Source organism: Promicromonospora sukumoe, assembly GCF_014137995.1.
GTDB classification, from domain to species: Bacteria; Actinomycetota; Actinomycetes; order Actinomycetales; family Cellulomonadaceae; genus Promicromonospora; species Promicromonospora sukumoe.
Map to the genome: position 1 here is coordinate 117624 of NZ_JACGWV010000003.1, position 15060 is coordinate 132683.

Here is a 15060-nt window from a genome sequence, read left to right on the forward strand (position 1 = left end):
AGGATGACCTGGAAGGGGTAACCCAACATGCCTGGAAACAAGGCGGTCGCCTACCGCGAACCCGGCGTGGTCGAGGTGGTCGACATCGACTACCCGACGTTCGAGCTCCGTGACGGGCCCGGGGTCAACCCGGCCAACGTGGGCCGCAAGGTGCCGCACGGCGTGATCCTGCGGACCGTGTCCACCAACATCTGCGGCTCCGACCAGCACATGGTCCGTGGCCGTACCACCGCGCCCCCGGGACTGATCCTGGGGCACGAGATCACCGGCGAGATCGTCGAGAAGGGCCCGGACGTCGAGTTCCTGGACGTGGGCGACCTCGTCTCCGTGCCGTTCAACATCGCGTGCGGACGCTGTCGCAACTGCAAGGAGCGCAAGACCGGCATCTGCCTCAACGTGAACCCGGACCGGCCGGGGTCGGCGTACGGGTACGTCGACATGGGCGGCTGGGTCGGCGGCCAGGCGGAGTACGTGCTGGTGCCGTACGCCGACTTCAACGCCCTCAAGTTCCCCGACAAGGACCAGGCCCTCGAGAAGATCATGGACCTGACGATGCTCAGCGACATCTTCCCGACGGGCTTCCACGGGTGCGTGAGCGCGGGTGTGGGCGTGGGCTCCACCGTGTATATCGCGGGAGCCGGACCCGTCGGCCTGGCGGCCGCGGCGTCGGCGCACCTGCTGGGTGCGGCCGTCGTGATCGTCGGCGACCTCAACAAGGAGCGGCTGGAGCAGGCGCGGTCGTTCGGCTGCGAGACGGTGGACGTCGCCGCCGGGCCGATCGGCGACCAGATCGAGCAGCTCCTGGGTGAGCCCGAGGTGGACTGCGGCGTGGACGCCGTCGGGTTCGAGGCGCGCGGGCACGGGTCCGACTCCTCGACCGAGCACCCGGCCGCCGTGCTGAACGGCCTCATGGAGGTCACCCGGGCGGGCGGCGCGCTGGGCATCCCCGGCCTGTACGTCACGGGCGACCCGGGGGCGTCGACCGAGGCCGCGAAGGTCGGGTCGCTGTCGCTGCGGCTGGGGCTCGGCTGGGCCAAGTCCCACGCGTTCACGACCGGCCAGTGCCCGGTGATGAAGTACAACCGGGGCCTGATGCAGGCGATCCTGCACGACAAGGTGCAGATCGCGAAGGCCGTCAACGCCCAGGCGATCTCCCTGACGGACGCGCCGACGGGTTACCACGAGTTCGACGAGGGTGCGGCGACGAAGTTCGTGCTCAACCCGAACGACTACATCAAGGCCGCCTGACCCCAGCGCGCCGAGATAGAACTCTGGCGAGATAGAACCAGGGCGAGATAGAACTCCAGCACACGCTGGGGTTCTATCTCGCCCTGGTTCTACTTCGCCCTGGTTCTACTTCGGCTGCGCGGCCGCGGCGGCCTCCGCCGCGTTCGGGAGGGCGGCCAGGATGCGGTCGACGGCGGCGTCGTCGTGCGCCGCGGAGACGAACCAGGCCTCGAAGACCGACGGCGGCAGGTTGACCCCGGCGGCCAACATCGCGTGGAACAGCGCCGTGTACCGGAACGTCTCCTGCGCCTGGGCCTGCGCGTAGTCACGCACGCCCGACGCCGCGGCCAGCGGGCCGAAGAACACCGAGAACAGCGAGCCCGCGCGCTGCACGCGGTGCTCGACACCGGCGGCGGTCAGCGCGTCGCCCACGGCTCCCGACAGCACGCGCGAGACCTCGTCCACCCGGGCGTACACGGCGTCGTCGGCCAGCCGCAGGGTGGTCAGGCCCGAGGCGACCGCCACGGGGTTCCCGGACAGCGTGCCCGCCTGGTAGACGGGCCCCAGCGGGGCCAGGTGGTCCATGACCGACGCCGGTCCGCCCAGCGCCGCCACGGGCATGCCGCCGCCGACGACCTTGCCGAACGTGAACAGGTCGGGCGTGTAGCCCTCGCCCCCGGCGGCCCGGATCGCGTCGTTCTCCAGGCCCCACCAGCCGGCGGGCCCCACGCGGAAGCCGGTGAGCACCTCGTCCATGATGAACAGGGCACCGTGCGCCGACGTGATGCGGCGCAGGCCCTCGTTGAAGCCCTCGACCGGCGGCACCACGCCCATGTTCGCGGGCGACGCCTCGGTGATGACGGCGGCGATCTCGGAGCCGCGCTGCGCGAACGCCGCCTCGACGGCCGCGAGGTCGTTGTAGGGGAGCACCAGGGTCTCCGCCGCGGTCGCGTCGGTCACGCCCGCGGAACCCGGCAGGGCCAGCGTCGCGACGCCGGAGCCGGCCTCGGCCAGCAGTGCGTCCATGTGACCGTGGTAGCAGCCCGCGAACTTGATCACGAGCGGCCGGCCCGTGACCCCGCGCGCGAGGCGGATCGCCGTCATCGTCGCCTCGGTGCCCGTCGAGACCAGGCGCACGCGCTCGGCCGCGGGGACCCGGCGCCGCACCTCCTCGGCGAGCTCCACCTCGGCGACGGTCGGGGCGCCGAACGACAGCCCGCGCGCGGCGGCGTCCTGCACGGCGGCGACGACGTCGGGGTGCGCGTGCCCGAGCAGGGCGGGACCCCACGAGCAGACCAGGTCCACGTACTCGCGCCCGGCGACGTCGGTGACGTACGGGCCGCTGGCCGAGGCGAGGAACCGCGGGTCGCCGCCCACGCTGCCGTAGGCGCGGACCGGCGAGTTCACGCCGCCCGGGATCGCGTCCTGGGCGCGCAGGAACGCCGCGTGGTTCGCCTCGGGCGTCCGGCGCAGGGCCTGGGCCTCGACGGTGTCTCGGTTCTGTTCGGTCACTTGATCCACTCCGCGATCTCCAGCGCCCAGTAGGTGAGGATGACGTCGGCGCCGGCGCGCTTGATGCTCGTGACCGACTCCAGGACGGCGCGGTCCCGGTCGATCCAGCCGTTCGCGCCGGCCGCCTCGATCATCGCGTACTCGCCCGAGACCTGGTACGCCGCCACCGGCACGTCGCTCCGGTCCGCGACGGCGCGCAGTACGTCCAGGTAGGACCCGGCCGGCTTCACCATCACGAGGTCCGCGCCCTCGGCGAGGTCCAGGTCGGCCTCGCGCAGGCCCTCGCGGCCGTTCGCGGGGTCCATCTGGTAGGTCTTCCGGTCGCCCTGGAGCTCCGAGTCCACGGCCTCGCGGAACGGTCCGTAGTAGGCGCTCGCGTACTTGGCGCTGTAGGCCAGGATGCTCGTGTCGGCGAACCCGGCGTCGTCGAGCGCGTCCCGGATCATCGCGACCTGGCCGTCCATCATGCCCGACGGCGAGATCACGTCCGCGCCGGCCTTGGCCTGGGCCACGGCCATCGAGGCGTAGCGGATCAGGGTCGCGTCGTTGTCCACAGCCCCTGTGGACGTCAGGACGCCGCAGTGGCCGTGGTCCGTGAACTCGTCGAGGCAGGTGTCCGCCATGAGCACCGGCGTGGGCGCGCCGGGGGCGAGGCCCTCGTCCAGCGCGGCGCGCGAGGCCCGCAGCGCCCGCTGCAGGATGCCGTCCGGGGCGTCCGCCTGCGAGCCGTGACCGTCCTTGACCGTCGGGATGCCGAACAGCATGACGCCGCCCAGGCCCGCGTCCCGGGCGGCCCGCACGGCCTCGACCAGGGACTCCTCGGTGTGCTGCACCTGCCCGGGCATGCTCGCCAGCGGCACCGGCTCGGTCAGGCCCTCCTTGACGAAGAGGGGCAGCACCAGGTCGGCGGGGTGCAGGCGGGTCTCGGCGACCAGACGCCGCATGCCCGGCGTGGCGCGCAGACGACGCGGCCGGTACACGATCCCGGAGGAGCTCACGATGTCCTTCTCTCTCATGTGGTGTCAGACGCTCAGGTCACCAGGGTGACCTGAGCGTCTGACAGGTGCATCAGGTTCTGACGAGTGCTTCGGTCACGGCGCCGGCGAGGGCCGCGTCCGTGGGTGCGTCGGCCACGGCCAGCACCGTGTGCCCGACGGCGCTCGCTGCGCGAGCCGAGGGCTCTCCGATCGCGACCACCCGCTGCGGTCCGAGCTGGGTCGCGACCTGGCGGGCGGCGGAGCCCGAGGCGACCACGACGACGTCGTAAGGCCCGCGGCGCTCCGGCGGCAGCTCGTGCGCGACCGTGCGGTACGCCGTCACGACGTCGACGGCCCAGCCCTTGGCCACGAGCCCGGCGCGCAGGGTGTCCGACGCGAGGTCCCCGAGCGACAGCAGCACCCGGTGCTCGCGAGCGGCGCCGGTCGCGGGGGAGGCATCGGCCGGGCTCGGGTCGCCCGGCGCTGCGGGGAACGCCTCGGCGAGCCCGGCGCCGGTCGCGTTCGTCGGCACCAGGTCGACGGCGAGGCCGTGCGCGGCCAGCGCCTGCTGCGTCGCGGGGCCGACGGCGGCCCACCGCACCTGTCGAGCGGGACGCGTGCCGGGCGCGTCGTCCGGGGGCGAGTCATGTGCTCCGGGGTGTGTTGCGCTGGGTAGACGTTGTCCACTCCCAGCAACCGACCCCGAGGACGTGGTGTCCTCCCCGGGCGCGGCTGTCGGGCCAGTGTCCGCGTCGCCAGCGACCGCACCGTCCGCCGCCGGTCCGAGCAGCGCGTCGACCGCGTTCACGCTGGTGATCGCGACCCAGGCGTACGCGCCGTCGGCCAGGCGCTCGCGGGCGGCGTCGAGCTCGGCCGGGTCCTCGACCGGTGCCCGCTCGATCACCGGGGCCGCGACCGGGTCGAACCCACGCTCCCGCAGCAGCGCGACGAGCCCCGCGGCGCGCTCCGGCGCGCGCGCGACCAGCACGACCGGCCGCCGGACGGCGTCGTCGGGCCCGGCCGTTCCCGAGGGTCCGGCCGCAGAGGGGACCTGCTCGGTCACGCCTTCTCCGGCACGGTCGCGCTCAGCGGCGCGAGTCGCTCGGCGCCGTCGGCCAGCAGGTTCTCGGCGACGGTGATGCCCAGGGTGCGCGCGGCGGCGTCGAGCACCTCGGGCGCGACGTCCTGGGAGAGCAGGGCCTCCGCGCGGCGCGACATCTGCTCCGAGCCGTCGACGGCGGCCACGACGGACCGCAGCTCCAGCACCGTGCCGGACACCGTGGCGTACGCGCCGACCGGGGCCGCGCAGCCGGCCTCCAGGCGGGCCAGCACGGAGCGCTCGGCGAGCACCGCGAGCCGGGTCGGCCGGTGGTCCAGCAGGTGGATCGCCTCGGCGAGGTCGGGCGCGACGGGCGGCGCACCGGCGTCGGACACGATGTCCGCGGTGCGCACCTCCACGGCGAGCGCGCCCTGCCCGGGCGCGGGGGAGACGACGTCGACGTCGAGCACCTCGCTGATCACCTCGGTCCGGCCCAGGCGCGACAGCCCGGCGTGGGCGAGCACGACGGCGTCGAGGTCGGCGTCGGGCCCGAGCGCGCGGTTGAGCCGGGTGCCGACGTTGCCGCGGATGTCCACGACGTCGAGGTCCGGCCGCGCCGCGCGGATCTGCGCGGCGCGCCGCGGCGAGCCGGTGCCCACGCGTCCGCCGTGCGGCAGCGTCGCGAGCGTGAGGCCGTCCCGCGCGCACAGGGCGTCGCGTGGGTCCTCGCGTTCGGGCGTCACGAAGGTGAGGCCCTCGGCGGGAGTGGTCGGCAGGTCTTTGAGGGAGTGGACGGCGACGTCGCAGCGGCCGTCCAGCAGCGCCTCGCGCAGGGCGGTGACGAAGACGCCGGTGCCGCCGAGGCTCGCGAGACTCCCGGTCTTCACGTCGCCCTCGGTCTTGATGTGCACCAGCTCGACCGGTCGGCCGGTCAGCTCCTCCAGGCGCCGGGCCACCAGACCGCTCTGGGTCGTGGCGAGCGCGCTCGCGCGGGTACCGAGGCGGATCGGCCCGGCGTCGGCGGGGGTGCTTCCAGAGGTGCTGACGGAGAGGGGGGTCGGGGTCACCAACCCAGTCTCCACCCGAACCCCCGCCGGGAGGAAACCGGAAGGTGCCCGATGGACGGATTTCACAGGGTTGGTAACGGGTTGTCAGAACGTCGCACCGGAACGCGCCCTGCGGGAGCCCTCAGGCGCTCTCGCCGAGGCGTTCGGGCGTGCGTCCGGCGTGCGCGACGATCGCCGCCAGACCCGTGCCGGCGATCCAGCCGCCCGTGACGTCGAGGCCCGGCTCCGCCAGAACGGACCCCTCGAACTCGCGGACCGCTGCCCGGTAGGCCGGCGTCGGCGGGGGCAGTCCGCCGTCCCAGCGCTGGTGCAGCACCTCCCGCACCCGGTCCGTCAGGTCGACGCCCAGCAGCGCCGACGCGTCCCGCGCCGCCTCCTGGGCGGTGGGCTCCGGCGTCGGCTCGCCCATGCGGCCGTAGCTGAGGCGCACCACGTGCACGCCTGGTCCGGCGGCGTCGCGCACGCGGCGGGCGAGCCACGGCCACTTCGCCGTCGAGTGGGTCAGCGCCTTGGCCCGGACGGCGCCCGGCGCGGTGCCGGGGGCCACGAGCATCCCCGAGCCGCGCGGGGCGGCGTCGAGCTCGGGGGCGTCCAGGAGCAGGGTGACCAGCCGGATGTCGGCCCCCCGCTCAGGCGGCGCGGGCGGCACGAGAGCCTTCCCCTGCCCGGGGGTCTCCTGCGCGGGAGCGGAAATGAGCTCGGTCGGTTGCGTTGAGATCGGTCCGTCAACCGACCGGTCTCGGTGCGACCGACCGATCTCGGCGGCGGCAGCGGGCGTCGTCAGGACCACGCGGGAGGTGCGGAGCACCTGGCCGTCGGCCGTGCCGACCAGCCACGCCGGCCCGGCCTCAGCCCCAGCACCGGCCCAAGCCCCAGCACCAGCCTCAGCCCGCTCCACCCCGGTCACCCGCACACCGAACCGCACGTCCAGCCGCCTCACCAGCGCGTCCACCAGCGCGTGCACCCCGCCGTCGATCCCGCGCACCGCCGACCCGGGCGGCGCCGCGGCCCGCAGCGACGCCACGGCCCGGGACAGCGACCCGGTCCGCGCGTACGCGTCGAGCAGCCCGGGGGCGACGGCGGCGACGTCGAGCCGGTCGAGCGGCGCCGAGTGCACCCCGGCCGCGACCGGGGTGACGAGCCGCTCCGCGACGCGGGCGCCGAGCCGCGACCGGGCGAGGGTCCCCAGGTCGGTGGTGTCGACGAGCCGCGCGGGCAGCGCCCGGTCCAGCGCGCCGCGCAGCACGCCGGGCCAGCCGATCGCGCGCCGCACGTCGGCGGCCCACGGCCGCGAGGGGATGCCCAGCACGCCCGCGGCCGGCAGCGGGAACGCGCGCCCGGCGGCGTACCCCCAGGCGGAGAGCGCGGCGGGCGCCTCGACGGTCAGCCCGAGCTCGCCGGCGAGCCCCTCGACGGCCCCGCCGCGCACCGCGAACGACTCCGCCCCGAGGTCCAGAGGCACGTCCGGCAGCGACGTGAACGCCCCGCCGCGGATCGGCCCGCCCGCCCGGTCGGCGGCCTCCAGCACGACGACGCGCAGCCCGCGCCCGGCGAGCGCGTGCGCGGCGACGAGCCCGCCGATCCCCGCGCCGACGACGACGGCGTCCACGTCCGTCGCGCCGGAGCGCCCCGCCGAGGAGGTCACAACGAGTGGACCAGCTCGACCACGCGGGTCAGCACCGTCGGGTCCGTCTCGGGCGGCACCCCGTGCCCCAGGTTGACCACGTGCCCGGGCGCCTTGAGCCCGCGGGAGACGACGTCGCGCACGTGCGCCTCCAGCACGTCCCAGGGCGCGGCCAGCAGCGCGGGGTCGATGTTGCCCTGCAGCGGGACGCCGGGCAGCAGCGCCGCGGCCTCGTCGAGCGGTGTCCGGTAGTCGACGCCGACGGCGTGGTCCGCCACGCCGGCGTCGGCCAGGACCGTGCGCATCGCGGGCAGCAGGTGCCCGGTGCCGGTGCCGAAGTGGATGGCGGGCACGCCGGCGTCCGCGACGTACGACAGCGCGTGCGTCGACGACGCGGCGACCCGCGACGTGTAGTCCGCGAGCGAGAGCGACCCGGCCCACGAGTCGAAGAGCTGGACGGCGCTCGCGCCCGCCTCGACCTGGGCCCGCAGGAACGCCCCGGTGAGGTCGGCGGTCCACGTCACGAGCGCGTCCCACGTGGCGGGGTCGGCGTGCATCAGGGTGCGCGCGGCCAGGTGGTCGCGCGACGGCCGGCCCTCCACCAGGTAGGCCGCGAGGGTGAACGGCGCGCCGCCGAAGCCGAGGAGCGGCGTCGACCCCAGCTCGGCGACGGTCAGCGCGACGGCCTCGCGGATCGGGTCGAGGGCCGCGTCGTCGAGGCTGCGGGACGTGAGCCGCGCGACGTCGTCGGCCGTGCGGTACGGCTGGTCCATCACCGGGCCCACCCCGGCCTTGATGTCCACGCCCACGCCGGCGAGCTTGAGCGGCACCACGATGTCCGAGAAGAAGACGGCGCCGTCGACGCCGTGCCGGCGCACGGGCTGGAGTGTGATCTCGGACGCCAGCGCGGGCCGCAGGCACGCCTCCAGCATCCCGGTTCCCTCGCGCACCTGGCGGTACTCGGGCAGGGAGCGGCCGGCCTGTCGCATGAACCAGACGGGCGTGCGACCAGGACGTTCACCCCGGAGCGCCTGCACAAGGGGTGCGGCGGCGGTCCGCCCGTCGGCGAGCGGGTGGGCAGGGGTGATCGTGGTGGACTTCACGCTTCACGATTCTGCCCTGCCGGGCCACGGTGCATAAAGTTGGAGCACTGTGGTTCTCCTCTCCCTCACCGCCAGCCACCGCGAGCTCGACCTCGACGCGCTGGAGCGCCTGTCCACGGGTTCGTCGTCAGTGGGTCGTGTCGTCGTGGGTACGTGCGGCCCCGTCGCGGGTGCCGTGGTGATCTCCACGTGCAACCGCTTCGAGCTCTACCTCGACGTCGACGCGCCGCTGAGCGGCGACAGCATCCGGCACGCGACGCGCCACGTGGCCGAGCTCGTGGCCCACGCGTCGGGCGTGACCGGCGACGTCGCCGCCCGCAGCTTCACCGTCCGCACCGGCCCGGAGGTCACGGAGCACCTGTTCGCCGTGGCGTCGGGTCTGGACGCGATGGTCGTGGGCGAGCGCGAGATCGCCGGCCAGGTGAAGCGCTCGCTGGCGATCGCCCGCGAGCAGGAGACCACGTCCAAGAGCCTGGAGCTCCTGTTCCAGACGGCGTCGCGCACCTCGAAGCGCGTCGGCACCGACACGGAGCTCGGCGCGGCGGGCCGGTCCGTCGTCGCCCTGGCGCTGGACCTCGCCGAGGGCGAGCTGCCGCCGTGGGACGGCGCGCGCGCCGTCCTGATCGGTACCGGCTCCTACGCGGGCGCCTCGGTCGCCGCCCTGCGGGCGCGTGGCTGCGAGGACATCAGCGTCTACTCGCAGTCCGGCCGCGCCGAGGCCTTCGCCGAGTCGCACGGCGTGCGGCCGGTGGCCTCCCTCGTCGAGGCCCTGTCCGACGCCGACATCGTGGTGAGCTGCAGCGGCGCCCGTGGCCGCGCCATCGCGGCGCGCGCCGAGTCCGGCCCGACGACGCCGCCGCGCGGCCTGACCGGCGACGCCGGTCCCGAGGCGAGCCTCGGCCACGTGCTGGACGCCGCCGCCGTCGTCCGCGCGCGGGAGCGTGCCGCGGAGCGGGCGGGCGACGAGCCGGAGCCCCACCCGCTCGTGATCCTGGACCTTGCCCTGCACCGCGACGTCGACCCGCAGGTCGCCGACGTCGAGGGCGTGCTGCTGTACGACCTCGCCACGCTCAAGGCCCACGCGCCCGCCGTCGCGCACGACGTCGTCGCGCAGGCGCAGGGGATCGTGGACACCGCCGCCCGGCGCTTCGAGGAGACCCGCCTGGGCCGGGAGGCCGACGCCGCGGTGGTCGCGCTGCTCGACGAGGCGGAGGTCCGGGTCGTGGCCGAGATCGAGGCCGCCGTCGCCCGGCTCACCGGAGAGCTCGCCCTGCGTGGCGAGCGCGCGCCGGAGGAGGCCGACGTCGACGTCATCGCCCGCGACGTCCGCAAGCGGGTGCACGCCGACCTGCACGACAAGATCGTCGCCGTGCGGGCCCGGGCCACCGCGGAGGCGCGCGCCGCGGAGGCGGCGCTGGTCCAGGGCGCCGAGGCCCTGACGATGGAGGCGTCCGCCCAGCGGGACGCCGACCGCCGCTCCAGCCGATAACCACACCCCGCGCCGATAACCAACCGGTGGTCATTGTCCGGATATGCCGGGCGGCCCTGCATCATGGGTCCAATTCGTCCATCGTTACCAAATCGTAACTAGGGTGATTTTATTCACCCGGGGGTGCGGGCTAAGTTCGGGGGCTCAAGGACCGAACGCGCATTTTGCGCATCGAGATGCTGGAGCAACTTTGAAGCACGCAGCACACAAGAAGAAGACCGCATCGGCGGGCGCGCGGACCATCGCGACCGTCGCCATCGCAACCGCGGCCACGAGCCTGGCCGCGCCGGCCATGGCCGCGGAGGCGTCGCCGCTGGACTCTCTCGGTGACCTCGGCACGACCGCCGAGGGCCTCAAGTCGGGCCTCCCCGCGATCTCGTCGACCTCGATCGACATCAACGAGCTCACCGGCAAGCTGCCCTCGACCGACGTCGTCACCGACGTGGTCGAGAAGGCCGAGCTGCCCGCCTCCATCGCCCCCACCACGGCCCTCGCGCCGAACTACGAGCCGGCCCAGTACGTCTCGGGCGCCCTCCAGGGTGCGCTGCCCCAGGCCTCCGGTGTCGTCGGCGGCGTGACCGAGGGCTCGGCCCTGTCCGGCGTGACCGGCACCGCGAAGTCCGCGCTGGCGAACGTGCTCGGCGGCGGCGCCTTCGGCACCGCGACCGGCGCGGTCGGGTCCGCGACCGGCGTCGTGCAGGGCGTTGCCGGCGGCGCGCTCCAGGGTGACGTCGTCAACGGCGTCGTGGGCGGCGTGGCCGCGGGCGACGTCGTGAACGGTGCCACGGGCACCGTGGCGGGCGTCGCGGGCGGCACCGTCGACGGCGTCCCGGCCACCGTTGCCGACGTGATCCGCAACGTGCCGAACGTGCTGGGCGGCGTGACCGCGCCGGTCGCGGGCCTGACGGCCAACCTGCCGGGCGTGCTCGGCGGCGTGGGCGGCGTGCTGAACAGCGTCGTGTCGAACGTGCCCGGCGTCGTCGCGAGCGTCCCCGGCCTGGTCGCCAAGGTGACCACCCCGGCCGCCGGTGCGGTCGAGACCGTCGTGGGCGACGTCGCCGTGGACGGCATCGTCAAGCCGGCCGTGACCGACGTCGTGCCGGGTGCCGTGGGCTCCGTGCAGGGTGGGGTCGTCCCGGGCGTCACCTCGACCGTCGGCAACGTGACGGGCGACGTCGTGCCGGGTGCCGTCGGCACCGTGACCGGTGACGTGGCGCCGAGCGTCGTGGACGGCGCGGCGAAGCCGGTCGTCGAGGACGTCGTGCTCGACGGCGTCGGTGGCGTCGTCAAGGGCGACGTGGTCGACAGCGTCGTGACGCCGGTCGTCAAGGACACCGTCGTGGACGGCGTGGCGAAGCCGCTGGTCGAGGACGTCGTCGTCGAGGGCGTGGCCAAGCCGATCGTCAAGGACGTGGTCGTGGACGGCGTGGCCAAGCCCGCCGTGAAGACCGTGACCGACACCGTCGGCGGCGTCACCGGCGGCGCCGTGAAGGACACCGTCGGTGGCGTGACCGACACCGTGGACGGCCTCACCGGCGGTGCCGTGGGCGGCCTCACCGGCGGCCTGCTGGGAGGTCTTTCCTGAGCTGAATCCCCCGGGAGGACCCCAGCCTCTTCGGTCTTGACGTAGCGGGGTGGAGCGCCATTGGCGCTCCACCCCGTTTGCGTTCTCCGGCGCTTTCCGAAGGTTCCATTCTTGTGTCCGTTGTTATCGGATCGTTACCAGGGCATGAGGTTTTTCGGTTGTACCCCTTTTTCCCGCTATTACCGATCAGGTAGCGTCGTGGCATCCCGGGTTCCGGGCCGTTGTAGCCGACCAGCTGGAGCAGCTCTCATGAAGCACGCCGCCGTCAAGCCTTCGTCCGTCGCCAAGTCCGCGGCCACCCGTGTCGTGGCGACGATCGCGCTCGCCACCGCGGCGACCGCCGTCGCCAGCCCGGCGATGGCCCACGAGGGCCGCGGCCACGACGGGCGCGACGGGCACTCCGCGGACTACGACCGCGGGCACGACCGGGGCCGCGACGGCCACCGGGACTCCGGTCGCCACTCCGACTCCCCGCGCTCGTACCAGCCGTCGAGCTACTCGCAGCCCAACTACGACGTGCCGCAGTACGGCGGCTCGCAGGACGGCCGCTCCGGCGACCGTGACCGTGACTGCGGCCGGGGCGAGTCCTCGCGCGGCAACCAGGGCGGCCAGGGCAACCAGGGGCACGACGCCGGCTGGAGCGACGAGGACCGCGAGAAGGTGCGCGAGGTCGTCCGGGAGTACGTCAAGGAGACGAGCGAGGCGGGCACCAAGGCGCCGCCGACCGTCGTCACCGAGGTCGAGCAGACCGCGGCGCCGGCCGAGAAGCCCGAGGTCGCCGAGGTCGAGGCACCCGAGCAGACCGCCGCTCCCGTGCAGGTCGCCGCGTCGGAGCCGCCCGCGGCCGTCCAGGCCCCGGGTCAGCAGTGGGAGGGCACGCCCGAGGCCGTCGACACGGCCGGTGCCGAGCTCACCGCCTACGTGCCGAGCGAGGTCGAGGCCGTGCAGCAGGAGGCATCGACGCTCACGGAGGCCACGCTGGACGCCCCGGTCCGCCTCGCCACGACCGGTGCCGAGGCCACCGCCCTCACGGCGGCGGCGGGCGCGCTGGTCCTCGGCGGCGCCGGCTCGCTGCTGGTCGCCCGCCGCAGCCGCATCCGCGCCTGACGCTCTCTTCCTAGTCCCGCCCGGCGGTGCCCCGCCCGGCCGTCCCCCGGCCGGCGGGCAGCCAGCCCGGCGCGTCCGTGCCCCACGGGTGCGCGGGCCGCGGGTAGTCGTCGTGCCCCGGGAGCACCGGTCGTGCGGTCGTGACGCTCCCGTGCGTCACGGTCGCGCCGTCCGGCGGCCCCGCGGCGGCCGGGTGGTGCGGGTCCCGGCCCGGCAGGTCGAGCAGCCAGGCGGCCGTGCGGGCGAGCGAGACCGCGACGTCGCGGCCGAGCCCGTCGCCGTCCCGGAGGGTCAGGGCGTCGACGACCCCCGCCGCGAGCAGATACCCCGAGGCGTGGTCCAGGGCCTGGGCGGGCAGCGCCCCCGGCGCCCCGTCGCGCCCCTCCAGCAGGGCGATGCCGCTCGCGGCCTGCACGATCGAGTCGAACCCACGGCGGGCCGCCCACGGCCCCGCGTCGCCCCAGGCGGACACCCGGCCGGTCACCGTGCCGGGCGGGACCCGCAGGCCGAGCGCCTCGACCGCCCCCGGCCGGTAGCCGGTCACGAGCACGTCGGCGCCGTCGAGCAGGTCCTGGGCCGTGCGGTGGTCGCGGGCGTCCCGAAGGTCCAGGACGGTGCTCCGCTTGCCCTGGCCCGTGTCGAGGTGCTGCCAGCCGATCTCGGCGGGCACCGGCGGGTCGACCCGCAGCACGTCCGCCCCCAGGAGCGCGAGCGTGCGCGTGGCGACCGGCCCGGCGATCACCCGGGTCAGGTCGAGCACCCGGACCCCGGCCAGGGGCGCCGCACCCGTCGCGCCGCTTCGCTCCCCGGTGCGTGCCCTGGGGTGCTCCTCGGGGCGCGCCTCGGCCCCGCGCACCTCCGTCCGCACCAGCGGGCCCGACGCCGCCGCCCGGCCCGGCGGGGAGGCCCGCCACTCCCGCTCGGTCCGGACGCACGCCACGATCGCGCCGATGTCGGCGGCCCTGTCCTCCAGCTCCTGCGCGGGGAGCGTGGCGAGCCGCTCGGCGAAGGCGGGGCGGCTGACGTCGTCGGGCAGGCCGACGAGCGCCGTCAGGCGCGCCCGGTGGTGCGGGTAGTTCGCATGCGTACGGACCCAGCCGTCGGCGGTGCGGAAGAAGCCGGACAGCTCGGCGAACCCCTGCACGGGCCGGCCGTCGAGCGCGAGGACCCGGTCGGACGCGAAGCCGACGGCGACCCGGGCGGGGTCGGGCGGGCCGCCCGGCACGGCGGCGTCGGACCCGCCGGAACCGGGCGAGCCGGCCCCGCGCACGGCGCGCGCAGCCGCCCGCTGCACGGCGCGGACGGCGTCCAGCGCGAGGTCGAGCACGGGCAGGTGCGCGGCGAGCCAGGGTTCCACCGTTCCATCATGGCCCGCCGGCCAGGTCCCCAGGAGTCGCGCACGGGCCGCCCCGAAACATCACCGGCCCGACAGATCTGCCACCAGCCGCGCGGATACACTCGCCGCATGGCCAAGAACCCCTCCTCCGACTTCGTGCTCCGGCCCTTCGAAGGTCTCCCCGGGGAAACCGACTGGGTGTCGATGCGCGAGATCGTCCCGTCCGCGACCGCTACCGCCCGCACCACCGCCGAGTACGGCTCCCGCGACGTCACCGTGGTGACGCTCCTGCCGGGCGCCTGGACCGCGCTGCACCGCGCGGACGGCACGCTGCTGCTCGCCGTGCAGGGCATCGTCGGGTCCGGCGACGTGAGCCGCGACCTGGCCGCCGCGCTGCTGGAGGCGATGGAGCTCGAGCCGGGTACCGCCGTGGAGTCGGGCGAGCTGCCGGGCGAGGGCCCGCGCCTGCAGGACGTGCTCGACCTGAGCGTCCCGTTCGAGGTCACCGTGCACGACTCGTTCGACTACTGGCTCGACCCGAGCGCCGACGTCACGCCGGAGCTCAAGCAGAACCTGGAGGACGCCGCGGACGGCGCGATCCCCACCGTCAAGGTGGAGTCGGCCGAGTCGGCCTACTGGTGCAGCATGACGCGGGAGTTCCTCCGCTGGGCCCGTCCCGAGCCGGAGGACGACGTGATCGACGCGATCTCCCGGCTGCACGCAAAGCGCGAGTCAGGGCTCGCGGGTGGAAGGTTCGTGGGAGCGTTTCGCGCGTCGGGCCTGGTCGTCCCGGTGTGGGAGCTGCCGAAGGGCACCGAGGCCGCTGACCTGGAGGGTCCCGTCGCCGAGCTCGGCGAGAAGCTCGCGAAAGCACTTTCCATCAAGGAGCCGCTTGATGCGAACGAGCGACGCGCAAGAGCGGGTATCGTCTCTCGCCAGGTCACCCTGCGCTAGACCGGACGCCCCGGCCGGTCGTGCGCGAGCGGCCCGGAAC

Annotated in this window: 12 protein-coding genes; 5 read left to right on the forward strand and 7 right to left on the reverse strand. The window is 74.9% G+C overall.

Annotation, left to right across the window (positions count from 1 at the left end):
• Positions 1–27: 27 nt before the first annotated feature.
• Positions 28–1248 carry a formaldehyde dehydrogenase, glutathione-independent gene (gene fdhA, locus FHX71_RS24675; RefSeq protein ID WP_182620175.1) on the forward strand — a complete coding sequence of 407 codons (1221 nt, stop codon included), beginning with the start codon at positions 28–30 and terminating at the stop codon, positions 1246–1248.
• A 105-nt stretch (positions 1249–1353) separates the two neighbouring features.
• On the opposite strand, the gene hemL is transcribed toward fdhA, so the two are convergent.
• The 6 genes from hemL to hemE form a co-directional block, all read right to left on the reverse strand.
• A complete protein-coding gene (gene hemL, locus FHX71_RS24680; protein ID WP_376770167.1) occupies positions 1354–2739 on the reverse strand; it encodes a glutamate-1-semialdehyde 2,1-aminomutase in 1386 nt (461 codons plus the stop codon).
• The gene (gene hemB, locus FHX71_RS24685) at positions 2736–3683 is read right to left on the reverse strand and encodes a porphobilinogen synthase (RefSeq protein ID WP_246403583.1); all 948 of its coding nucleotides are present in this window, start codon (positions 3681–3683) and stop codon (positions 2736–2738) included. Before hemB ends, hemL begins: the two co-directional genes overlap by 4 nt.
• Before the next feature lie 124 nt (positions 3684–3807).
• On the reverse strand, positions 3808–4779 hold the full coding sequence (locus FHX71_RS24690; RefSeq protein WP_182620177.1) for a uroporphyrinogen-III synthase: 972 nt from the start codon (positions 4777–4779) through the stop codon (positions 3808–3810).
• The gene (hemC, locus tag FHX71_RS24695) at positions 4776–5822 is read right to left on the reverse strand and encodes a hydroxymethylbilane synthase (RefSeq protein WP_182620178.1); all 1047 of its coding nucleotides are present in this window, start codon (positions 5820–5822) and stop codon (positions 4776–4778) included. Before hemC ends, FHX71_RS24690 begins: the two co-directional genes overlap by 4 nt.
• Before the next feature lie 121 nt (positions 5823–5943).
• The gene (locus FHX71_RS24700; protein ID WP_182620179.1) at positions 5944–7467 is read right to left on the reverse strand and encodes a protoporphyrinogen/coproporphyrinogen oxidase; all 1524 of its coding nucleotides are present in this window, start codon (positions 7465–7467) and stop codon (positions 5944–5946) included.
• The gene (hemE, locus tag FHX71_RS24705; RefSeq protein ID WP_312877203.1) at positions 7464–8549 is read right to left on the reverse strand and encodes a uroporphyrinogen decarboxylase; all 1086 of its coding nucleotides are present in this window, start codon (positions 8547–8549) and stop codon (positions 7464–7466) included. The genes FHX71_RS24700 and hemE overlap by 4 nt, the downstream gene beginning before the upstream one ends.
• Before the next feature lie 49 nt (positions 8550–8598).
• Here hemE and FHX71_RS24710 point away from each other — a divergent pair, with 49 nt between their 5' ends.
• From FHX71_RS24710 to FHX71_RS24720, 3 genes are all read left to right on the forward strand, one after another.
• Complete coding sequence (locus tag FHX71_RS24710) at positions 8599–10038, forward strand: glutamyl-tRNA reductase (protein ID WP_182620180.1); 1440 nt, start codon at positions 8599–8601, stop codon at positions 10036–10038.
• 190 nt (positions 10039–10228) lie between these two features.
• On the forward strand, positions 10229–11623 hold the full coding sequence (locus FHX71_RS24715; protein WP_182620181.1) for a hypothetical protein: 1395 nt from the start codon (positions 10229–10231) through the stop codon (positions 11621–11623).
• A 249-nt stretch (positions 11624–11872) separates the two neighbouring features.
• Entirely contained in the window at positions 11873–12730 is an 858-nt protein-coding gene (locus FHX71_RS24720) for a hypothetical protein (RefSeq protein WP_182620182.1), read from the forward strand.
• Positions 12731–12740: 10 nt separating this feature from the next.
• Here FHX71_RS24720 and FHX71_RS24725 read toward each other — a convergent pair whose 3' ends face one another.
• Entirely contained in the window at positions 12741–14087 is a 1347-nt protein-coding gene (locus FHX71_RS24725; RefSeq protein WP_182620183.1) for a CoA transferase, read from the reverse strand.
• A 108-nt stretch (positions 14088–14195) separates the two neighbouring features.
• Here FHX71_RS24725 and FHX71_RS24730 point away from each other — a divergent pair, with 108 nt between their 5' ends.
• A complete protein-coding gene (locus tag FHX71_RS24730; RefSeq protein ID WP_182620184.1) occupies positions 14196–15020 on the forward strand; it encodes a DUF5926 family protein in 825 nt (274 codons plus the stop codon).
• Positions 15021–15060 lie beyond the last annotated feature (40 nt).

What these genes read in the sequence shown, in the direction of transcription:
- fdhA (WP_182620175.1), top strand. Translation starts at nt 28, where the DNA reads ATGCCTGGAAACAAGGCGGTCGCCTACCGCGAACCCGGCGTGGTCGAG.
- hemB (WP_246403583.1), bottom strand. Translation starts at nt 3,683, where the DNA reads ATGCGGCGTCTGGTCGCCGAGACCCGCCTGCACCCCGCCGACCTGGTG.
- FHX71_RS24720 (WP_182620182.1), top strand. Translation starts at nt 11,873, where the DNA reads ATGAAGCACGCCGCCGTCAAGCCTTCGTCCGTCGCCAAGTCCGCGGCC.
- FHX71_RS24730 (WP_182620184.1), top strand. Translation starts at nt 14,196, where the DNA reads ATGGCCAAGAACCCCTCCTCCGACTTCGTGCTCCGGCCCTTCGAAGGT.